A 19,784-nucleotide genomic window follows, 5' to 3' on the forward strand; every position below is an offset into this window, starting at 1 on the left:
GGTCTCAGCGGGCCCGGTTGAGGCCGCGCAGCGCGAGCCGGAGCAGGGCGCCGACGTCCGGCGTCCGCTGGGCCTCTGCCTCCGGGGTGACGGCCGCGACCGCTTCGTCCGCCTCGCGCGGGGCGTAGCCGAGGCCGGTCAGCGCGGAGTGCAGCTGCTCGCTCCACGGCGCCGGGCCGGCCGCGATCGGCTTCTGCGCGGGCACCGCGCCGTGCGGGGCGCCCAGCTTGTCCTTGTACTCCAGCAGCAGCTTGGCCGCCTTCGCCTTGCCGATGCCCGGGACCGCGACCAGCGCCTTCTCGTCGCCGCTGGCGATCGCGGCCCGCAGCGCGTCGGGGCTGTGCACGCCGAGGATCGCCTGCGCGAGCTTGGGGCCGACGCCCGGCGCGGCCTGCAGGATCTCGAAGACGGCGCGCTCGTCGTCGTCCGCGAAGCCGAACAGCGTCAGCGAGTCCTCCCGGACCACCAGCGAGGTCGCCAGCCGGGCCGGCTCGCCCAGCCGCAGACCGGCCAGGGTGTTCGGGGTGCACTGCACCGCCATGCCCACCCCGCCGACCTCGACCACCGCGAGCCCGGAGGAGATGGCCGCCACGGGCCCTTGCACGAAGGCGATCACCGGCCGGTGCCTTTCACAGGAGCAGTGCCTTTCACGGGAACGGAACGGGCTCTCGTCGGAGCGGAGCGGGGCGCGGCCCGGGCGGCCAGCACGGCGGCCTCCAGGCGGCTGGACGCCCCGCCGCGCCAGATGTGGCAGATGGCGAGCGCGAGCGCGTCGGCGGCGTCCGCCGGCTTGGGCGGGGCGTCCAGCCGCAGCAGGCGCTGCACCATGGCCGTGACCTGGGCCTTGTCGGCCCGGCCGGAGCCGGTGACGGCCGCCTTCACCTCGCTGGGGGTGTGCAGGGTGACGGGGATGCCGCGGCGCGTCGCGCAGAGCATCGCGACGGCGCTGGCCTGGGCCGTGCCCATCACGGTGCGCACGTTGTGCTGGGCGAAGACCCGCTCGACGGCGACCAGGTCGGGCCGGTGCTCGTCCAGCCAGGCCTCGATGCCCTGCTCGACCAGCAGCAGCCGCTGCCCGATCCCGGCGTCGGCGGGCGTGCGCACCACCCCGACCCCGGCCATCCGCAGGGGCCGGCCCGGCGCTCCCTCGACCACGCCGACCCCGCACCTGGTCAGCCCCGGGTCGACGCCCAGTACCCGTACCACTCGCCCCGCCTCTCCCTGCCTCGCCACTCGCGGCGAAGGACCCCCGCAGGCTACCGCCCGGGTCCGACAACCCGACCGACGACACCGGCCCGGCGGTCCTGGGACCACCGGGCCGGGCAGTGGGAACGATCACCCACCGACGGTCACCGGGCGGTGATCACTCGCGCGTGATCACCGCCGACGATCACTCGGCGTCGAGCTGCGCACCGACCTCGTCGGAGATGTCGAAGTTGGCGAAGACGTTCTGCACGTCGTCGCTGTCCTCCAGGGCGTCGATCAACTTGAGGATCTTGCGGGCGCCGTCGACGTCCAGCTCGACCTGCATGCTCGGGAGGAAGTTGGCCTCGGCCGAGTCGTAGTCGACGCCGGCGTCCACCAGCGCGGTGCGCACGGCGACCATCTTGGAGGCCTCGGAGACGATCTCGAACGACTCGCCGAGGTCGTTGATCTCCTCGGGCTCCTGGTCCAGGACGACCTCGAAGAGCTTGTCCTCGTCCACGCCGTCGGCCTTGGGGACGATGACGACACCCTTGCGGGTGAAGAGGTACGACACCGAGCCCGGGTCGGCCATCGAGCCGCCGTTGCGGGTCATCGCGACGCGGACGTCGGAGGCCGCGCGGTTGCGGTTGTCGGTGAGGCACTCGATCAGGACGGCGACGCCGTTCGGGCCGTAGCCCTCGTACATGATGGTCTGGTAGTCGGCGCCGCCGGCCTCCAGACCGCCACCGCGCTTGACGGCGCGGTTGATGTTGTCGATCGGGACCGAGCTCTTCTTCGCCTTCTGGATGGCGTCGTAGAGGGTCGGGTTGCCCTGCGGGTCGGGACCGCCCGTGCGCGCCGCCACCTCGATGTTCTTGATCATCTTGGCGAAGAGCTTGCCGCGCTTGGCGTCGATCACGGCCTTCTTGTGCTTGGTGGTAGCCCACTTAGAGTGGCCGGACATCGCCAGCTCCTTTACGTCGCCAAAGGGAAATGAACAGATGAGATCTTACCGGTGTCGTCACCGGTGGGGTGCACACGGTCAGCGCGCGGTCGACCCGCGGTCGGCACCCCGCCCGGTCCGCGGTCAGCTCCGGACGGCCGCGAGGTGCTCCTCGACCATCGCCACGAAGTACGCGTGCACCCGGTGGTCGCCGGTCAGCTCCGGGTGGAACGAGGTGGCCAGCAGGTTGCCCTGGCGCACGGCCACGATCCGGCTGTCCGGGCCGTCCGCGGCGGGCAGCTCGGCCAGCACCTCGACGCCCGCGCCGACCGCCTCGACCCAGGGGGCGCGGATGAAGACGCCGTGCACCGGCGCGTCGTCCAGGCCCTTGAAGGCGACCCCGGACTCGAAGGACTCGTTCTGACGGCCGAAGGCGTTGCGGCGCACCGTCATGTCGATCCCGCCGACGCTCTCCTGGTCTTCGCGGCCGTCCAGGATCTTGTCCGCCAGCATGATCATGCCCGCGCAGGTGCCGTACACCGGCATCCCGGCGGCCACCCGCTCGCGCACCGGGTCCATCACGCCGAACAGCAGCGCCAGCTTGGACATGGTGGTGGACTCCCCACCGGGGATCACCAGCGCGTCGACCTCGGCCAGCTCCTCGGCGCGGCGCACCGGACGGGCGAGCGCGTCGGCCTCGGCCAGCGCCACCAGGTGCTCGCGGACGTCGCCCTGCAGGGCGAGGACGCCGATGACTGGAGTGCTCACGGTCTTCAACCTCAATCGATCGTTACGACGGAAATACGTGGCGCGGCCCGCCGCCGCGCCGGAGCGCTGCGGCGGGCCCGGACCCTCGGAACCCGCGGGAGCCGCGGAGCGACTACCAGCCGCGGTTGGCGTAGCGCTCGGTCTCCGGCAGGGTGTCGCAGTTGATGCCGACCATGGCCTCGCCCAGGTTGCGGGAGGCGTCCGCGATGATCTTCGGGTCGTCGAAGAAGGTGGTGGCCTTCACGATGGCCGCGGCGCGCTTGGCCGGGTCGCCCGACTTGAAGATGCCGGAGCCGACGAAGACGCCCTCGGCGCCCAGCTGGCGCATCAGCGCGGCGTCGGCCGGGGTGGCCACGCCACCGGCGGAGAACAGCACGACCGGCAGCTTGCCGAGCTCGGCGACCTCCTTGACCAGCTCGTACGGGGCGCGCAGCTCCTTGGCGGCGGCGTACAGCTCGTTGTGGTCCAGGGCGCGCAGCTGGCCGATCTCGTTCTTGATCTGGCGCAGGTGGCGGACGGCCTCGACGACGTTGCCGGTGCCGGCCTCACCCTTCGAGCGGATCATGGCCGCGCCCTCGGCGATGCGGCGCAGGGCCTCGCCCAGGTTGGTGGCGCCGCAGACGAAGGGGGTGGTGAAGGCGAACTTGTCCGAGTGGTTGACCTCGTCGGCCGGGGTCAGCACCTCGGACTCGTCGATGTAGTCGACACCGAGCGACTGCAGGACCTGGGCCTCGACGAAGTGGCCGATGCGGGACTTGGCCATCACCGGGATGGAGACCGCGGCGATGATCTCCTCGATCATGTTCGGGTCCGACATGCGGGCCACGCCGCCGTCCTTGCGGATGTCGGCCGGAACCCGCTCCAGCGCCATGACGGCCACCGCGCCGGCGTCCTCGGCGATCTTGGCCTGCTCGGCGTTGACCACGTCCATGATCACACCGCCCTTGAGCTGCTCGGCCATGCCGCGCTTGACCCGGGCGGTGCCGATCTGCGGCTGGTCTGCGGTGGTGGGGGTGGTGGACACGTGAGACCTCACTCGAAGATGAACCAGTGCTATCGCCCTATGGTAGGCGGAACGGGTGGCCTCTCCATGCGCCACCAAGTCCAGCCCGGGCGAAGGGACACGACAAACGGGCCGTATCCCTGGACACCCTAAGCAGGAGCCCCTTCCGGCGTAAGAGCGGGCGGCGGAGCGTCGTCCATCTCGAAGGCCATCGGGAACGGCGCCTTACCCGCCAGCCGGAAGTACCGCACCAGCCGGTGCTCACGCACCGCCCGTGCCGCCCGCACCGCGTCGTTGTGGAACCGGCGGGCCATCGGCACCCGGCGCACCGCGGCCGTCAGATCACGGACCGCCTCCTCGCCGCCCGGCTCGGCCACCAGCGCCGCCACCTGCGCCGGCTCCTCCAGCACCGCCCGCAGCGCGAGGCTCAGCTGGCTCTCCGCCACCTCGCGCTGCTCGTCGTCGGCCTGCCGGGCCGCGTGCGCCGCGTCCAGCAGCAGCAGCGAGGCCGCCGGATCCAGCAGCGAGGACGTCGCCAGCTCCATCGCCACCGAGGCACGGCGGACCAGCTGCGCGTCCAGCGCCGCCCGCGCGGCGTCGATCCGGGCGTGCAGCCGGTCCAAGCGGCCGGCCGTCCAACTCAGGTACATGCCGAGAAGCACCACGGCCACGCCGGCCCAGATCCAGGTAGTCACGGGCCGCTACGTTACCGGGTGTCACCGACCGGCCCGACCGGCGTCAGCCGACCACGACCGCGTTGCGGTAGCCCTCCCGGTCCACGCCCGCCACGTTGACGGCGGTGAACATCCGGGCCCCAGGCGCCGGCCGCACGTGCTCGGCCAGCAGCGCCAGGACGCCCTCCATCAACGCCGCCTTCGCCTCCGGCGTCCGCCCCGGGAACATCTGGACCTCGACGTACACCTGGACGTCGGTCGGGCCCCCGGTGGTACCGACCACGAGCTCCTCGCTCTGCCGGAACACCGTCCGGCAGGACTCCGGCTTCGCGTCCAGGGTCTCCTCGGCGACCCGGTTGATCGCCAGGCCCAGCGCCCGGCGGTCGAAGCCGCCGGCCAGGCCGGCCGAGTAGTCGACGGAGATCTGCGGCATCGGAATTCCCCCAAGCGGTCAAGCGGTTGCGGTCGCCCGACCCTAACCCACCGGCCACCGGGCCGTACCGGCTTCGCCGCGGCCCGGGATCATTCCCCGGCCGATCAGTCCCTGGCCAGCCCGAACCGGCCGCGCCGCCCGCTGCGCTCGTCCTCCTCGACCACCGCCGCGGCCCCCGCCGTCACCGTCTCGTACACCGCGAGGATGTCCGCGCCCACCGTCGACCAGTCGAACCGCCGCACGTGCCGCGAGGCCGCCTTCCGCAGCTCGTCCAGCCGCGCCGGATCGCCCAGCAGCCGCAGCGCCGTCCGGGCCAGCGCGGCCGCGTCCTCCACCGGGAACAGCTCGCCGGCGTCCCCGCCGTCCAGCACCTGCTTGAACGCGTCCAGGTCGCTCGCCAGCACCGGGGCGCCCGCCGACATCGCCTCGACCAGGATGATCCCGAAGCTCTCGCCACCGGTGTTCGGCGCCACGTACAGGTCCACGCTGCGCAGCAGCCGGGCCTTCTCCTCGTCGCTCACCATGCCGAGGAACTCCACCTGCCGGCGCACCTCCGGCGCCAGGCCCGCGACGGCCTCCTCCTCGTCGCCCTTGCCCGCCACCAGCAGCCGCACCCCCGGCCGCTCCGCCAGGATCCCCGGCAGCGCCGCCAGCAGCGTCGGCAGGCCCTTGCGCGGCTCGTTGATCCGGCCGATGAAGCCGATCGTGCCCGGCTCCCCCTTCGCCGCCCCGCCGGTCCAGCGCTCGTCCGGCTCGGCGTCCGCGAAGAACCCCACGTCCACGCCGTTCGGGATCACCACCGCGTCCCCGCCCAGGTGCTCCACCAGGGTCCGCCGGGCGTACTCCGACACCGCGATCCGGGCCCGCATCTTCTCCAGGCCCGGCTGCAGGATCGGCGAGGCCGCGATCATCGCCCGCGAGCGCGGGTTGGAGGTGTGGAACGTCCCCACCATCGGCCCGGTCGCCGACCAGGCGGCCAGCATCGACAGGCTGGGCGAGGCCGGCTCGTGCACGTGCAGGATGTCGAAGCGCCCGTCGTGCAGCCACCGCCGCACCCGCGCCGCCGACAGGATGCCGAAGCTCAGCCGCGCCACCGAGCCGTTGTACGGCACCGCCACCGCCCGCCCGGCCGAGACCACGTACGGCGGCAGCGCCTCGTCGTCCTCGGCCGGCGCCAGCACCGACACCTCGTGCCCCAGGCCGATCAGGTGCTCGGCCAGGTCCCGGATGTGGAACTGCACCCCGCCGGGGACGTCCCAGTCGTACGGGCAGACGATGCCGATCTTCACGGGTTCCTCAAGCTCCTTCGGACAGTCGTACGGGTCGGCGGTCAGACGGTCGTACGGCGGCGGTCAGGACCCGGAGGCCTCGGCCGCGGGCTCGGGCGCCGCCTCCGCGCGCACCGCGGAGCGCCCCCCCACCGTCTCACGGGACGGCAGGTCGGCCAGCCAGAACTTCTGCAGCATGTGCCAGTCCTGCGGGTGCTCGCGCACGCCCCGCTCCCAGACCGCCGCGATCGCCTGGGTCATCGCCCGCGCCCGCTCCTTGCGGTCCCCCTCCTCCGGCACCGTCACCTCGGGGTGGATCCGCGCCCGCAGCACCGGGCCGTCGTACCAGAGCGTCACCGGCAGCAGCGCCGCCCCGGTCCGCTGGCACAGCGCCGCCGGCCCGGCCGGCATCCGGGTCGCCTCGCCGAAGAAGGACACCTCGATGCCCGCCTCCGACAGGTCCCGGTCCCCCACCAGACACACCAGCCGGCCCTCGCGCAGCCGCCGCGCCAGCGTCCCGATCACGTTCACCGAACCGCCGGTCAGCGCCAGGACCTCCATGCCCTGGCCCTCCCGGAACGCCACGAACCGGTCGAACAGCCGCTCCGGCTTCAACCGCTCCGCGACCGTGGTGAACGGGTACCCCTGCTGCGCCACCCAGGTGCCCGCCAGGTCCCAGTTGCCCATGTGCGGCAGCGCTATCACCGCGCCCCGACCGGCCTCCAGTTGCGCCCGCAGGTGCTCGAAGCCCTCCACCTGGACGTCCCGGGCCACCCGCTCCCGGCTCCACACCGGCAGCCGGAACGACTCCATCCAGTACCGCAGGTACGAGCGCATCCCGGCCCGCGACAGCGCCCGCAGCCCGGCCTCGTCCAGCTCCGGACGGACCCGGCGCAGGTTCGCCTCCAGCTGCAGCACCCGCTTGCCGCGCCTGCGCCACGCGTAGTCCGCCAGCCGGTCGAACAGCCCCCGCGCCACCGGCTCCGGCAGGTGCTTCAGCAGCCCCCACCCGAGCGCGTACGCCCAGTACACCACTCGGTCCGTCACCGCAGGACGCCCCCCATCAGCTCCCGGCCGCCGCTCGGTCGGCCTCGAACGCCTCGCGGCGCACGGTCAGCACCCGCTGGAACACCGTCACCAGACTGCCCGCCGCCACCAGCCACAACGCCACCGGCAGCAGCCACTCCACGTACGGCACACCGAACGTCTGCAGGCCCGCGACCCCGGCCGCCACCAGGCTGGCCACCAGCCGCTCGGCCCGCTCCACCAGCCCCGACACGTCACACGGCAGGCCCTGGCTCTCCGCCCGCGCCTTGGTGTACGACACCACCAGACCGCTCGCCAGGCAGAAGATCGCCACCGCGCACAGCAGGTTGTCGTCACCCTTGCCCGCGTACCACATCGCCAGGCCGCCGAAGATCGCCGCGTCCGCGACCCGGTCCAGCGTGGAGTCCAGGAACGCCCCCCACTTGCTGGTCCGGCCCAGTTGACGGGCCATGTTCCCGTCCACCAGGTCCGAGAAGATGAAGAGCGTGATCGTGATGGTGCCCCAGAAGAACTCCCCGCGCGGGAAGAACACCAGCGCACCGGCCACCGAACCGGCCGTACCGACCAGCGTCACGGCGTCCGGACTCACGCCCAGGCGGATCAGGAACGCGGCGAACGGGGTCAGAACACGTGTGAAGAAGGCACGCGCGTATTTGTTGAGCATGGCCTTCCCAGCCGCTCCGATCTCCCAGGTACCCGCCTGGCGCAGCACACACGGCAGACGGCCGGACGGATCAGCCCGTCCGGCGCACCCATCGTAGCCACGCCGACGACACGCTCCACCGCGCGCACCGCCGGACCGCACCCACGCCACGAGCCGCACACGCACGGTCACCGACCGGCCGGTGGGCCCCCCGGCCCGGACCCGCCGCACAGGCGGCCGCCCGCAGACCGCCCCTACACTGCGAAGGACAGCCTCGGCGCCACGGGAGGAGACCCCGATGCCCGACCGCAGCACGGCACGAGCCGGCCAGGCACCCGCCGTCACCGGCCCCCGGGACCTGCGCAACGTCGTCCTCATCGGCTCCAGCGGTGTGGGCAAGACCACGCTCGCCGAATCCCTCGCCCACGCCGCCGGCGCCACCGGCCGGGCCGGCCGCGTCACCGACGGCACCACCGTCTCCGACCACGAGGACATCGAGCACCAGCAGCAGCGCTCCGTCCAGCTCTCGCTGCTGCCCCTCGAATGGAAGGGCGTGAAGATCAACCTGCTCGACCCGCCCGGCCACCCCGACTTCACCGCCGACCTGCGCGCCGCCCTGCACGCCGCCGACGCCGCCGTCTTCGTCGTCTCCGCCACCGACCCGATCACCGCGTCCACCCGCACGCTGTGGCGCGAGTGCGCCGCCGAAGGCATCCCGCGCGCCATCGCCGTCGCCAAACTCGACGTCGCCCACACCGGCTTCGACGACATCCTCACCGTCTGCCACGACGCCTTCGAGCTGGGCCCCGACACCCTCCGCCCGCTCTTCCTGCCGGTCCTCCACGACGGCCGGCCCGACGGCAGCGTCGACCTGCTCACCGGCGACACCTACGGCGACGCCACCCCGCTCCCCGACACCGGCCCCGCCCACGACAGCCTCGTCGAGGCCATCTCCGGCCAGGACGACACCCTCATGGAGCGCTACCTCTCCGGCGACACCCTCGACACCGACTCCCTCGAAGCCGGCCTGCGCCGCGAAGTCCTCGACTGCGCCCTCCACCCCGCCGTCCCCACCAGCGAGAACGGCCTCGGCGCCGCCGAACTCCTCGACCTCATCGCGCACACCTTCCCCGATCCCACCGAACGCACCCGCCCCGGCCCCGACTGCGACCCCGACGCCCCGCTCGCCGCCCAGGTCGTCCGCGTCACCGGCGACGCCTACGTCGGCCGGATCAGCCTGCTGCGCCTGTACGCCGGCACCCTGCGCCCCGACACCAAGATCCACCTCGTCGGCCCCGCCCACACCGCCGAGCAGAACGGCGACGAACGCGTCACCGCCCTCACCAGCCCGTTCGGCAAGCTCCAGCGCCCCGTCCCGCACGCCGTCGCCGGGGACCTCGTCTGCGCCGCCAAACTCACCACCGCCCGCGCCGGCGACACCGTCCACGATCCCGGCCACCCCGTCGAACTCGACGGCTGGACCCTCCCCGAACCCCTGCTCCCGATCGCCGTCGAAGCCCACAGCAAGGCCGACGACGACAAGCTCTCCCAGGGCCTCACCCGCCTCACCGCCGAGGACCCGGCGCTACGCCTCGAACAGAACCCCGACACCCACCAGCTCGTCCTCTGGTGCACCGGCGAGGCCCACGCCGAGGTCGTCCTCGACCGTCTGCGCACCCGCCACGGCGTCCACGTCGACACCGTCGAGCCCAAGGTCGCCCTGCGCGAGACCTTCGGCACCGCCGCCGCCGGCCACGGACGCCTCGTCAAACAGTCCGGCGGCCACGGCCAGTACGCCATCTGCGACCTCGAAGTCGAACCCCTCCCGGCCGGCTCGGGCTTCGAGTTCCAGGAACACGTCGTCGGCGGCGCCGTCCCCAAGCACTTCATCCCCTCCGTCGAGAAGGGCGTCCGCGCCCAGCTCGCCAAGGGGGTCTCCACCGGCTACCCGCTCGTCGACGTCCGGGTCACCCTCACCGACGGCAAGGCCCACTCCGTCGACTCCTCCGACGCGTCCTTCCAGAACGCCGCCGCCCTCGCCCTGCGCGACGCCGCCGAGCACGCCGTCATCCGCCTGCTCGAACCCGTCGCCGCCGTCAGCGTCCTGCTGCCCGACGACTACCTCGGCGCCGTCCTCGGCGACCTCTCGGCCCGCCGCGGCCGCGTCCTCGGCACCGAGACCGCCGGCCCCGGCCTCACCCTGCTGCGCGCCGAGGTCCCCGAACTCGAACTCGTCCGCTACCCGATCGACCTGCGCTCGCTCACCCACGGCACCGCCGAGTTCTCCCGCGCCTACCTGCGCCACGAACCCATGCCCGCCGCCCTGGCCGGGCGCCACACCGGCTGAACGGCGCCCGGCCGGGCGGCCCAGCGGCCGGACTCAGGGCCGGGCGGCACCGCGGTTCGGCAGCGCGCACGCCGCCGTACCCCCCGGCATCCGGTGCCGGTTGCGCGCCACCCAGCGGTAGACCAGACCCGCCACCGGCCGCACCGGCGCCGCCGTCAACACCGCGCCCAGGTACGCCCACGCCCCGCCGGAGCGCATCAGCAACCGCGCAACCGCCTGTGCGCCCCCGTACACCCGCCCGGTCGGCGTCACCCACAGCACCTCGCGCTCGGCCCGCTCGGCCGACACCTCGCCCCGCCCGCCCGCGAGCCCGTCCAACGCCCCGAGGTCCGCGAACTGGAAGGCCACCGCCTCCCAGCCCCCCGAGGCCAGCGTCTGGCGCAGGTACCGCTCCGCCCACCGGGCGCAGGACGAACAGAACGCGCAGTCCCCGTCGAAGACCAGCACCGGATCCTTCACAGCGGCTCCCCTTTCGTCGTTTCCACCACCATCCTCCTCCACCCCATCGCGCCCCGCCCCGGCGGGTATCGAGCCGCCCGAACCTGGGCATCATGCCTCTCGGGCCCGGCGCGGCCGGATCGTGACGGCACTTCAGACGATCATCCGCGCGGGGGTACCGCGGCACGGTAACCTGCCGCTGACAAGGGGAGGAGGGGACGCCACCGTGACCACACTCGACATGACCCCGGGTGCGCAGATACCCCGGACCGACGCCGGCCCGCAGACCGCCGTCACCCAGGCGCTCTCCTCGGCCGCGTACCGCGACGGCGAGATCGGCGGCTTCGTCTCGGCCGTCACCGACGCCAAGGAGAAGAAGGGCCGCTTCGCCCTCTTCCGCCCCAACCTCGGTGAGGCCTTCAGCAAGGCGATGGTCTCCCGCGCCCTCGGCGGCGACCGCAAGCCGATCGTCCCGGCCTTCGGCGTCGACACCCGCAAGGTCGTCGAACACTGCCTGGCCGCCGAGGAACTGCGCAACACCCGGGACCGGCAACTCACCACCGTCACCCTGGTCACCGGCGGGCTCTTCCTGCCCGGCACCCTGCTCTGGCTCGCGGCCTTCCAGGTGCGCGCCTGGCTGAAACGGGACAACCCGAAGAACGCCGGCGTCTACGGCGGGATCACCCTCGCGCTGGCCGCCGCCCTCGCCGTCCTCCTCGTGCTGCGCCCGCCGGCCACCGGCCTCCTCGGCGTCTACCTGCGCGTCACGATGCTCGCCCCGGTCGTCGGCTGGTACCTCGCCCGCCGGATCGTCGAACGCTCCACCATGGACCTGCGCGCCCGCTGGCAGTCCCTGGTCGAGGGCTCCGCCGTCGCCGCCACCGTCGCCAAGGCCGTCCCCCGCGACGACCTCGACAAGAAGGCCGTCGCCCTGCGCGACAAGCTCGGCCGCCTGGACGCCGAGCAGGAGACCAACGTCCACCACTACGCCGGCCCCAAGGGCATCCTCGGCGCCGGCCGCCGCTGGGGCGAGTGGCGCCTCGCCGACACCCTCCACCCCGCCGAGGGCCACGTCGACTTCCGCGCCTTCCACCCCTGGGACCTGGTCCGCCGGATCTCCGCCCACCTCAAGGGCCTCGGCATCAGCCACGTCGCCAACAGCGGCATGCCCAACGTCACCATCAAGCAGTGGGTGGTCTTCGACATCGGCGAGGGCGCCGACGAGATCAGCCGCCCCGGCAACGCCGACATGGACGGCGACCGGATGCGCGACTTCGCCGTGCAGAGCATCGCCGACAAGCAGACCTTCTCCGGCGGCCCCCGGCACTACCTCGCCACCCAGTTCATCACCCACGACGGCAAGCTGGTGCTCACCTTCACCGTCACGGTGACCCTGCTCGCCAACGTCCTCAACATCACGGTGTCCGGCTACGCCCTCGGGCCGGTCAAGGGCGTGTTCTTCGACAAGCCGAAGGACAAGGAGAAGTCGGTCTCCAAGACGGTGAAGTTCTGGGAGGAGCGCACCGTCAAGCTCCCCCTGATCGACAACGACGAGGTCGTCCGCCAGGCCGTCCGCGCCCCCCTCTACCGGATGCCCGGCCTGCTCGGCTGGCTCGGCGGCGGGCTCGGCCTGCCCGAGCCGTTCGGCCTGCGGCACATCTGGGCCGGCCGTGCCTGGGACAACCGCTCCATGGTGGACAACGCCATGAACGCCTCCGTCCCGGTGCTCAACGCGGTCCACAGCGCCACCCTGGAGTTCCTGCAGGAGCACGACCTCGACGCCGACCGCTTCTTCAAGACCCGCACCTCGGTCATCAAGTCCGAGGCGCAGAGCCCCCGGCCGTACGACGTCGACTCCTTCAACGCCGGCTGAACCCGCCCGCCGCGCACGCGGAAGGGGCCCGGCACCGACGAGATCGGTGCCGGGCCCCTTCCGCGTGCGCCCCGGATCAGCCGTCAGCCCTGCGGCCAGACCTCGGCCAGCATCTTCCGGGTGTCCGCCAGCAGCTGCGGCAGCACCTTGGTGTGGCCGACGACCGGCATGAAGTTGGTGTCCCCGCCCCAGCGCGGCACCACGTGCTGGTGCAGGTGCGCCGCGATCCCGGCACCGGCCGCCGCGCCCTGGTTCATCCCGATGTTGAAGCCGTGCGCCCCGGAGGCCGCCCGCAGCGCGGTCATCGCCTTCTTGGTGAAGTCCGCCAGCTCGGCCGTCTCCGCCTCGTCGAGGTCGGTGTAGTCGGCCACGTGCCGGTACGGGACCACCATCAGGTGTCCGCCGTTGTACGGGTACAGGTTCAGCACCGCGAACACGGCGCTCCCCCGGGCGATGATCAGCCCGTCCTCGTCGCTCAGCGACGGGATCGAGCAGAACGGACAACCGTCGTCCGGAGCCGGGCCGGTGGGCTTGTTCTCACCCTGGATGTACGCCATCCGATGGGGCGTCCACAGGCGGCGGAAACCGTCCGGCTCCCCGACGCCCCGCTGCAGTTCCGGCTCAGTCGTCATGCTGATCAGCATATTCGCCCGACGGTGGATGCAAAGCCGCGCGGGGCAGACTCATCGAGAGCCTGCCCCGCGCGGGACGGTCGTGCTACCGGGTCACACCTGGATCCGGTTCTTCACCGCGTCCACGATCTCGGCGACGGCCTCCGCGACCGGGACGCCGTTCTTCTGCTCGCCGTTGCGGTAGCGGAAGGACACCGCGCCCGCCTCGACGTCGTCGTTGCCCGCGATGAGCATGAACGGGACCTTGGTCTTCTGCGCGTTGCGGATCTTCTTCTGCATGCGGTCGTCCGAGGTGTCCACCTCGACCCGGATCCCGTGCTTCTTCAGCTCGGCCGCGACCTCCAGCAGGTACGGCACGTGCTCGTCGGTGATCGGGATGCCGGTCACGGTGACCGGGGCCAGCCACGGCGGCATGGCGCCGGCGTAGTGCTCCAGCAGCACCGCGAAGAAGCGCTCGATCGAGCCGAACAGCGCACGGTGGATCATGACCGGGCGCTGGCGCGAGCCGTCCGCCGCGGTGTACTCCAGGTCGAAGCGCTCGGGCAGGTTGAAGTCGAGCTGGATGGTCGACATCTGCCAGGTCCGGCCGATGGCGTCCTTCGCCTGCACCGAGATCTTCGGGCCGTAGAAGGCCGCGCCGCCCGGGTCCGGCACCAGCGGCAGGCCCTGCTTCTCGGCCACGCTCGCCAGGACGGCGGTGGCCTCCTCCCAGGTCTCGTCGCTGCCGACGTACTTCACCGGGTCCTTGGTCGACAGCTCCAGGTAGAAGTCGGTCAGACCGTAGTCACGGAGCAGGTTGAGCACGAAGGTCAGCGTGGAGTCGAGCTCCTCCGCCATCTGCTCGCGGGTGCAGTAGATGTGCGCGTCGTCCTGCGTGAAGCCGCGGGCCCGGGTCAGGCCGTGCACGACGCCGGACTTCTCGTACCGGTACACCGTCCCGAACTCGAAGAGGCGCAGCGGCAGTTCACGGTACGAGCGGCCGCGCGCGTCGAAGATCAGGTTGTGCATCGGGCAGTTCATCGGCTTGAGGTAGTAGTCCACGCCCTCGTCGAGCTGCATGGGCGGGTACATGCCGTCCGCGTACCAGTCGAGGTGGCCGCTCTTCTCGAAGAGCTTCCCCTTGGTGGCGTGCGGGGTGTAGACGAACTCGTAGCCCTCCTCCTCGTGCCGCCTGCGCGAGTAGTCCTCCATCGCCCGGCGGATGATGCCGCCCTTGGGGTGGAAGACGGCGAGGCCGGAGCCGATCTCCTCGGGGATGGAGAAGAGGTCGAGCTCGTTGCCGAGCTTGCGGTGGTCGCGCTTCTCGGCCTCGACCAGGAAGTCGAGGTGCGCCTTCAGCTCGTCCTTGGTCGGCCAGGCGGTGCCGTAGATGCGCTGGAGCATCGGGTTCTTCTCGCTGCCGCGCCAGTAGGCGGCCGCGTTGCGCATCAGCTTGAACGCCGGGATGTGCCGGGTGCTGGGCAGGTGCGGGCCGCGGCAGAGGTCGCCCCAGCACTGCTCGCCGCTCTTGGCGTCCAGGTTGTCGTAGATGGTGAGCTCGCCGGCGCCGACCTCGACGTCGGCGCCCTCGCCGGCGGTGGCGGCGGAGCCCTTGAGGCCGATCAGTTCGAGCTTGTACGGCTCGGCGGCCAGCTCCTCGCGGGCGGACTCGTCGGTGACCACGCGGCGGGAGAACTTCTGCCCGCGCTTGATGATCTCCTGCATCTTCTTCTCGATGGCCTTGAGGTCATCGGGGTGGAAGGGCTTCTCGACGTCGAAGTCGTAGTAGAAGCCGTCCTTGACCGGCGGGCCGATGCCGAGCTTGGCCTCGGGGTAGAGCTGCTGCACGGCCTGGGCCATGACGTGCGCGGTGGAGTGGCGCAGGATGTCGAGGCCGTCCTTGCTGTCGATCGCGACCGGCTCGACCTCGTCGCCGTCCTGGACGGCGTAGGCGAGGTCCTTGAGCTGGCCCGCGACGCGGGCGGCGATGATCGAGCGGTCGTCGGCGAAGAGCTCGGCGGCCGTGGTGCCCGTCGTCACCACGCGCTCTTCCCGATCGGGTTCGCGGCTGATGATTACCCGGACGTCCGTCACCGGTCTCTCCTGACGTGCTGGATTTCAGAGGACGCAACACTGCGCTGCGCGTGACGATGGTACCGAGAGCGCCGCCCCCGCCGTCCACCTGCGCCCGCTTCCGTCCCGCCGCCGCCTGCCCGGCTACGCCCCCTCGCCCCTCGCCCCCGGGCCTTCGCCCAGGCCCTTCAGCAGCCGCTCGCGGTCCTCGTCCTCCCAGCCGCACAGTTCCAGTCCGTGCGGGCGGGTCAGCCGGCGGAAGCCGCCGTGGCGCTCCAGACGACCGGAGACCCGGACCGGGAGGCCGTCGAGGTGGGCCTCGGCGGCGAGCCGGTAGTCGGGGTCGGGCAGCCGGAGCTTGAGTTCGCGGACCTGGGCACCGGCGAGGACGCGCAGCCGGACCGCGCCCGGGCCGGCCGGGTCGGCGCGCTTGAGCCGGGTGACCACGCCGACGACGGTGACGGCGACGGCCGGCTCGATCCGCTCCAGCAGGTCGGCGGCCTCGGTGAGGGCGGGCAGGTCCCCGGGGGAGAAGTCGAGGACGACCCGGCGGTCCCCGAAGCCGCCCGGTGTCCCGGCGGCGGGTGACCAGGCGACGGTGAGCCGGGCCGCCGTCGCGTCGCGGACGAGCTCCGCGACGGACTGGACGAGTTCCCGGCTGACCCCGGCCTGGACGGCGTTCTCGAAGGCCTCGGGCCCGCCGCTGACCCGGCGGTAGTCGACCGCGTCGCGCAGTGCCTCCAGGGCGCGGACCAGGGTGGTGACGGCGGCCCGGCCCTCGGGGGCGGGGGTGTGGGCGGTGAGGGCGGCGCCCTGTTCGACCACCAGGACGCGGTCCAGGAAGTCCCCGGCGGGGCCGTCCAGCCGGGCGCCGAAGTAGGCGGCCCTGGTCCGGGCGGCCTTGGCCCCGGCGGCCAGCATCCCGCGCGCCGCCTGCCGGAGCCGTTCGGCGTCGTCCCAGGGGGTGGCCCCGGCGGGGCCGGGCGGTTCGCGGCGCCAGCGCAGTTCGTCGCCGGGGACGGCGAGGGCGAGCAGGATCGAGCGGGCGGAGGGGGTGCGGGAGCGGGAGAGCGCGGTGACGGCGTCGGCGAGGAGTTCGACGGCGTCGTCGAAGCCGTCCCCGGCCGGGACGAGGAGGCTGGTGCCGGGTTCGTCGTCGGGCGGGGTCCAGCGGCCGTAGCGGGCGGCCGGTCCGCCGCGGCGGACCCAGCCGTGCCGGGCGAGCAGGGTGGCCAGCACCGCGGGGTCGACGGTGGCGGGGTCGGGCAGTGCCCGGGCCGGCTCGCCCGGTCCGTGCGGCGGTGTCATGGGGTCGGCTCCTCGCTGCCGGGGCCGGGCGGTCACGGGCTGCCGCCCGCGCCGACCCGGGCCATGATGTCGCAGAGCGCGCGGTCGTCGAAGACCTTGTCGGTGGGCACCCGGACGTTGGTGCGCCGCTGTCCGGTGACCGGGTGGCCGGCCAGGTTGACCCAGTAGCAGCAGTGCCGCAGTTCCAGGGCGTCCGGGCGGGCCCGCAGCCAGTGGTCGACCCGGCTGGGCAGCAGCATCACGACCAGGATCCGGGGCACGGCGACCCGGGACCGGGCGAGCTTGCGCAGGTGGTCGTTGTCCAGGGTGAAGCTGAAGAACCGCCCGGCCGGATCGGGCGCGATCTGCTGGGTGGCCTTGAGCTGGATCTTGATGGTGACCTCGTCGTCCACCTGGTGCGTCCGCGAGCCGTGGTTGACCTGCCAGTCGATGCCGTTGTCCGGGAACGGCTGGGAGAGCGAGCAGCCGGCCGCGGCGGCGACCGCGTGCAGGTAGCCGACCTGCAGCGTCTCCATGCAGGCGGTCACCGCGAGGTTCCCCCGCAGGACGGCCGCCGCCCCCTCGGGCTGCGGCTGTGTCAGTGCCATCGGCCCGTGGCCTCCCCCGGTCCGGGCCCGTCCGGGTTCGAACGGGGCAATTGATTCGAACGCGACGGTCATCGGCAGGATCCCCGGTCGGGCCTGGGCCAAACGGGTTGAAGCCCCGTCAGAACCGGGTATCAACCGGGCGCGGAACGCTTGCCTGAGGGGCAGTCATGCAGCAGCACTGGTACACCGGCCCACTCGCCTCCTTCGACACCGAGACCACCGGCGTGGACGTGGAGCACGATCGGATCGTCTCGGCCGCCCTGGTCGTCCAACCCGCCCCGGGCGCACCGGTGCGGACCACCACCTGGCTCGCCGATCCGGGCGTCCCGATCCCGGACGGCGCCTGCGCGGTGCACGGCATCACCGACGAGCACGTCCGGCTGCACGGCCGGCCGGCCCGCGCGGTGGTGGCGGAGGTCACCCGCGCGCTGGCAGCCGTGGCCCGGGCCGGGCACCCGGTGGTGGTGATGAACGCGCCGTACGATCTGACGCTGCTGGACCGGGAGTTGCGCCGCCATCACGGGCTGACGCTGGCCGGCGGCCTGGCGGCGGCCGGGCTGCTGGTGCTGGATCCGCGGGTGCTGGACAAGCACGTGGACCGCTACCGCAAGGGCCGCCGGACGCTGACGGACCTGTGCGCCCACTACGGCGTGGAGCTGGCCGGGGCGCACGACGCGGCGGCGGACGCGACGGCCGCGCTGACGCTGACCCGCCGGATCGGCGCCCGCTACCCGGCGGCGCTCGGCGGGCTGACGGCGGTCGAGCTGCACCAGCGGCAGACGGTCTGGCACGCGGCGCAGGCGCGCGGGCTGCAGAACTGGTTCGACCGCTCGGGGGTGACGGAGCGGGTGGACCTGTCCTGGCCGCTGCGGCCGGCCCGGTGCGGCTGCGGGCGCCGACTGGAGCCGGAGCACGGCTGCGAGGCGGCCGCGTAGCGGACGGCCCGGCGGATCGTGCGGTCCGGGCGGATCGTCCGGACCGGGCGGATCGTCCGGACCGGGCCCGGAACGCGCCGCAGGCCCTGACCGGTTTCCTGGTCAGGGCCTGCGTGCTGTCCGGGTGGGCGATACTGGGATCGAACCAGTGACCCCTTCGGTGTGAACGAAGTGCTCTCCCGCTGAGCTAATCGCCCGGGCAACGAGAAGAACTGTAGCACCATTCGGGGGTCGTCGTACAACTCGCCCTTCCGGGCGCCCCGACGCACCCGCAGAACTCGCGCTCCGCGCGGAAGGTGACTGCGCCTCAGGCGATTACCGACGGCCTTCGGGCGGATTCCGGAAATACACGTGAGGCCCAGCCGATAATCGGCTGGGCCTCACGTATCACCATGCATTCCGGTGGGCGATACTGGGATCGAACCAGTGACCCCTTCGGTGTGAACGAAGTGCTCTCCCGCTGAGCTAATCGCCCGGGTGCAGGGAAAACATTACCGCATCCCGGGGGGTGGTCCGAACACGCTCCCCGCCCGCGACCCGGGCCCGCCCCGCCCGGCTCCCGCCCGGCTCCCGTCCGGCCGCCGGGGAGGACCGGCCGAACCCGGCCGCCCGGATCACCGCACCCCGGACGATCACCACCCGGCCCGACCCCGGCACCGGCAGCGTCACGGCACCCGGCACGACCCGCGGGGGCCGACCGCCCGGCCGCCGCCGACGACCGCGTCATCCGGGCGGACCGCTTCACCCGTTCTCGTGTTCCCGGCCGCCTTGTCGTTTCGCACAGTCATGCCAGGAAACTAACCAAGAAGCGCCTCGGAATCCGCCCGACCCGCCCGCTCCGGGCGGATTCCGCAATGCGCCGTAAGGGGTACGACTCGCGCCCGAATCGGGACAGAGGGGTTTACATCGGTCTTGGGGGTGGGATGGTCCGTTCGCCGACGTGCGATTCCCCGAGCGCACACTGAGCGAAAGGCCATGGCGCTTATGAACACCACGGTCAGCTGCGAGCTGCACCTGCGCCTCATCGTGTCCAGCGAGTCCTCACTGCCCGTCCCCGCGGGCCTGCGCTACGACACCGCCGACCCCTACGCCGTACACGCCACGTTCCACACGGGCGCCGACGAGACCGTGGAGTGGGTGTTCGCCCGAGATCTCCTCGCGGAGGGGCTGCACCGACCCACCGGTACCGGCGACGTCCGGGTGTGGCCGTCGCGCAGTCACGGGCAAGGGGTGGTCTGCATCGCGCTGAGCTCTCCGGAAGGAGAAGCCCTGCTGGAGGCCCCGGCCCGGGCGCTTGAGTCGTTCCTCAAGCGGACGGACGCCGCGGTGCCGCCCGGCACCGAACACCGTCACTTCGACCTCGACCGGGAGCTGTCCCACATCCTCGCCGAAAGCTGACCCCGACCGGAGACGGTCACGCCCCGCTGTCGGCGGGGCCGCACCGCCTGCCGTCATCGCTGCCGTCCTACTCGGGGGCACGGCAGCGGACTCAGCCGCACACGACGCGGCCTCGGGGCCGGTGGAGGCCCGCTCCCACCGGAGCGGGCCCGCAGAGCACCACAGGCGCCCGGCACGGAGGCCGGCCACCCCCGGGGAGGGGGGGCGGCGGGGCCGCCCGGGGCCGGCCGCGCGCGGGGGGGCGCCCGCG

19 protein-coding genes and 2 tRNA genes are annotated in these 19,784 nt (G+C 72.7%); 4 read left to right on the forward strand and 17 right to left on the reverse strand.

All coding sequences use genetic code 11. The annotated features are described in order from the left end of the window. Positions 1–4: 4 nt before the first annotated feature. The 10 genes from ruvA to pgsA all read right to left on the reverse strand — a co-directional run bounded on the left by ruvA (position 5) and on the right by pgsA (position 7,985). Positions 5–616 (reverse strand): Holliday junction branch migration protein RuvA, encoded by a 612-nt coding sequence (ruvA, locus tag AB0Q99_RS31945; protein WP_363577348.1) that lies wholly within the window; start codon positions 614–616, stop codon positions 5–7. Beyond that, a complete protein-coding gene (ruvC, locus tag AB0Q99_RS31950) occupies positions 613–1,206 on the reverse strand; it encodes a crossover junction endodeoxyribonuclease RuvC (RefSeq protein WP_363577350.1) in 594 nt (197 codons plus the stop codon). Before ruvC ends, ruvA begins: the two co-directional genes overlap by 4 nt. Positions 1,207–1,390: 184 nt before the next feature. Continuing rightward, positions 1,391–2,149: a YebC/PmpR family DNA-binding transcriptional regulator gene (locus AB0Q99_RS31955; RefSeq protein ID WP_045700558.1), complete on the reverse strand. Its 759-nt coding sequence runs from the start codon at positions 2,147–2,149 to the stop codon at positions 1,391–1,393. A gap of 123 nt (positions 2,150–2,272) precedes the next feature. Beyond that, a complete protein-coding gene (pdxT, locus tag AB0Q99_RS31960; RefSeq protein WP_363577352.1) occupies positions 2,273–2,896 on the reverse strand; it encodes a pyridoxal 5'-phosphate synthase glutaminase subunit PdxT in 624 nt (207 codons plus the stop codon). A 112-nt stretch (positions 2,897–3,008) separates the two neighbouring features. Next, positions 3,009–3,920: a pyridoxal 5'-phosphate synthase lyase subunit PdxS gene (gene pdxS, locus AB0Q99_RS31965; RefSeq protein ID WP_350509813.1), complete on the reverse strand. Its 912-nt coding sequence runs from the start codon at positions 3,918–3,920 to the stop codon at positions 3,009–3,011. A gap of 128 nt (positions 3,921–4,048) precedes the next feature. Continuing rightward, entirely contained in the window at positions 4,049–4,549 is a 501-nt protein-coding gene (locus AB0Q99_RS31970; protein ID WP_363577377.1) for a hypothetical protein, read from the reverse strand. An 88-nt stretch (positions 4,550–4,637) separates the two neighbouring features. Continuing rightward, the gene (locus AB0Q99_RS31975) at positions 4,638–5,006 is read right to left on the reverse strand and encodes an isomerase (protein ID WP_363577354.1); all 369 of its coding nucleotides are present in this window, start codon (positions 5,004–5,006) and stop codon (positions 4,638–4,640) included. A gap of 104 nt (positions 5,007–5,110) precedes the next feature. Next, positions 5,111–6,295 (reverse strand): glycosyltransferase family 4 protein, encoded by a 1,185-nt coding sequence (locus tag AB0Q99_RS31980; protein ID WP_363577356.1) that lies wholly within the window; start codon positions 6,293–6,295, stop codon positions 5,111–5,113. A 63-nt stretch (positions 6,296–6,358) separates the two neighbouring features. Then, positions 6,359–7,321, reverse strand: coding sequence for a phosphatidylinositol mannoside acyltransferase (locus AB0Q99_RS31985; protein ID WP_363577358.1), 963 nt, complete (start codon positions 7,319–7,321; stop codon positions 6,359–6,361). A gap of 16 nt (positions 7,322–7,337) precedes the next feature. Next, positions 7,338–7,985 carry a phosphatidylinositol phosphate synthase gene (gene pgsA, locus AB0Q99_RS31990; protein WP_363577359.1) on the reverse strand — a complete coding sequence of 216 codons (648 nt, stop codon included), beginning with the start codon at positions 7,983–7,985 and terminating at the stop codon, positions 7,338–7,340. 277 nt (positions 7,986–8,262) lie between these two features. Here pgsA and AB0Q99_RS31995 point away from each other — a divergent pair, with 277 nt between their 5' ends. Continuing rightward, positions 8,263–10,311: an elongation factor G-like protein EF-G2 gene (locus AB0Q99_RS31995; protein ID WP_363577360.1), complete on the forward strand. Its 2,049-nt coding sequence runs from the start codon at positions 8,263–8,265 to the stop codon at positions 10,309–10,311. Positions 10,312–10,344: 33 nt separating this feature from the next. On the opposite strand, the gene AB0Q99_RS32000 is transcribed toward AB0Q99_RS31995, so the two are convergent. Beyond that, positions 10,345–10,770, reverse strand: a complete 426-nt coding sequence (locus AB0Q99_RS32000) for a DUF393 domain-containing protein (RefSeq protein ID WP_363577362.1) — start codon at positions 10,768–10,770, stop codon at positions 10,345–10,347. Between the two features lie 205 nt (positions 10,771–10,975). Between AB0Q99_RS32000 and AB0Q99_RS32005 the strand changes: the two genes are divergently transcribed. Next, positions 10,976–12,622, forward strand: coding sequence for a hypothetical protein (locus tag AB0Q99_RS32005; RefSeq protein WP_363577364.1), 1,647 nt, complete (start codon positions 10,976–10,978; stop codon positions 12,620–12,622). Between the two features lie 83 nt (positions 12,623–12,705). Here the strand turns inward: AB0Q99_RS32005 and AB0Q99_RS32010 are convergent, their stop codons facing one another. The 4 genes from AB0Q99_RS32010 to AB0Q99_RS32025 all read right to left on the reverse strand — a co-directional run bounded on the left by AB0Q99_RS32010 (position 12,706) and on the right by AB0Q99_RS32025 (position 17,201). Continuing rightward, positions 12,706–13,266: an HIT domain-containing protein gene (locus tag AB0Q99_RS32010; RefSeq protein ID WP_363577366.1), complete on the reverse strand. Its 561-nt coding sequence runs from the start codon at positions 13,264–13,266 to the stop codon at positions 12,706–12,708. Positions 13,267–13,347: 81 nt separating this feature from the next. Next, on the reverse strand, positions 13,348–15,327 hold the full coding sequence (thrS, locus tag AB0Q99_RS32015; protein WP_363577368.1) for a threonine--tRNA ligase: 1,980 nt from the start codon (positions 15,325–15,327) through the stop codon (positions 13,348–13,350). 123 nt (positions 15,328–15,450) lie between these two features. Then, positions 15,451–16,614, reverse strand: a complete 1,164-nt coding sequence (locus tag AB0Q99_RS32020) for a hypothetical protein (RefSeq protein WP_363577369.1) — start codon at positions 16,612–16,614, stop codon at positions 15,451–15,453. Between the two features lie 32 nt (positions 16,615–16,646). Next, on the reverse strand, positions 16,647–17,201 hold the full coding sequence (locus AB0Q99_RS32025) for a DUF4365 domain-containing protein (RefSeq protein WP_363577371.1): 555 nt from the start codon (positions 17,199–17,201) through the stop codon (positions 16,647–16,649). A 167-nt stretch (positions 17,202–17,368) separates the two neighbouring features. Here AB0Q99_RS32025 and AB0Q99_RS32030 point away from each other — a divergent pair, with 167 nt between their 5' ends. Next, the gene (locus tag AB0Q99_RS32030) at positions 17,369–18,136 is read left to right on the forward strand and encodes an exonuclease domain-containing protein (protein ID WP_363577373.1); all 768 of its coding nucleotides are present in this window, start codon (positions 17,369–17,371) and stop codon (positions 18,134–18,136) included. Positions 18,137–18,261: 125 nt separating this feature from the next. Here AB0Q99_RS32030 and AB0Q99_RS32035 read toward each other — a convergent pair. Together AB0Q99_RS32035 and AB0Q99_RS32040 are read right to left on the reverse strand one after the other, a co-directional pair. Then, positions 18,262–18,333 (reverse strand) — tRNA-Val (locus AB0Q99_RS32035). 206 nt (positions 18,334–18,539) lie between these two features. Continuing rightward, a tRNA-Val gene (locus AB0Q99_RS32040) sits at positions 18,540–18,611 on the reverse strand. 509 nt (positions 18,612–19,120) lie between these two features. On the opposite strand from AB0Q99_RS32040, the gene AB0Q99_RS32045 reads away from it, so the two are divergent. After that, complete coding sequence (locus AB0Q99_RS32045; protein WP_030056266.1) at positions 19,121–19,534, forward strand: SsgA family sporulation/cell division regulator; 414 nt, start codon at positions 19,121–19,123, stop codon at positions 19,532–19,534. Positions 19,535–19,784: the final 250 nt, after the last annotated feature.

The organism is Kitasatospora sp. NPDC086791, assembly GCF_040685975.1.
In the GTDB taxonomy this organism is placed as follows: domain Bacteria; phylum Actinomycetota; class Actinomycetes; order Streptomycetales; family Streptomycetaceae; genus Kitasatospora.

Excerpts from the sequence above, each read along its gene's own strand:
- AB0Q99_RS32020 (WP_363577369.1), bottom strand. The coding sequence starts at position 16,614 with ATGACACCGCCGCACGGACCGGGCGAGCCGGCCCGGGCACTGCCCGAC.
- AB0Q99_RS31970 (WP_363577377.1), bottom strand. The coding sequence starts at position 4,549 with ATGTACCTGAGTTGGACGGCCGGCCGCTTGGACCGGCTGCACGCCCGG.
- pgsA (WP_363577359.1), bottom strand. The coding sequence starts at position 7,985 with ATGCTCAACAAATACGCGCGTGCCTTCTTCACACGTGTTCTGACCCCG.
- AB0Q99_RS32045 (WP_030056266.1), top strand. The coding sequence starts at position 19,121 with ATGAACACCACGGTCAGCTGCGAGCTGCACCTGCGCCTCATCGTGTCC.
- AB0Q99_RS32030 (WP_363577373.1), top strand. The coding sequence starts at position 17,369 with ATGCAGCAGCACTGGTACACCGGCCCACTCGCCTCCTTCGACACCGAG.
- AB0Q99_RS31975 (WP_363577354.1), bottom strand. The coding sequence starts at position 5,006 with ATGCCGCAGATCTCCGTCGACTACTCGGCCGGCCTGGCCGGCGGCTTC.
- AB0Q99_RS32010 (WP_363577366.1), bottom strand. The coding sequence starts at position 13,266 with ATGCTGATCAGCATGACGACTGAGCCGGAACTGCAGCGGGGCGTCGGG.
- AB0Q99_RS31995 (WP_363577360.1), top strand. The coding sequence starts at position 8,263 with ATGCCCGACCGCAGCACGGCACGAGCCGGCCAGGCACCCGCCGTCACC.
- AB0Q99_RS31955 (WP_045700558.1), bottom strand. The coding sequence starts at position 2,149 with ATGTCCGGCCACTCTAAGTGGGCTACCACCAAGCACAAGAAGGCCGTG.
- AB0Q99_RS32025 (WP_363577371.1), bottom strand. The coding sequence starts at position 17,201 with ATGGCACTGACACAGCCGCAGCCCGAGGGGGCGGCGGCCGTCCTGCGG.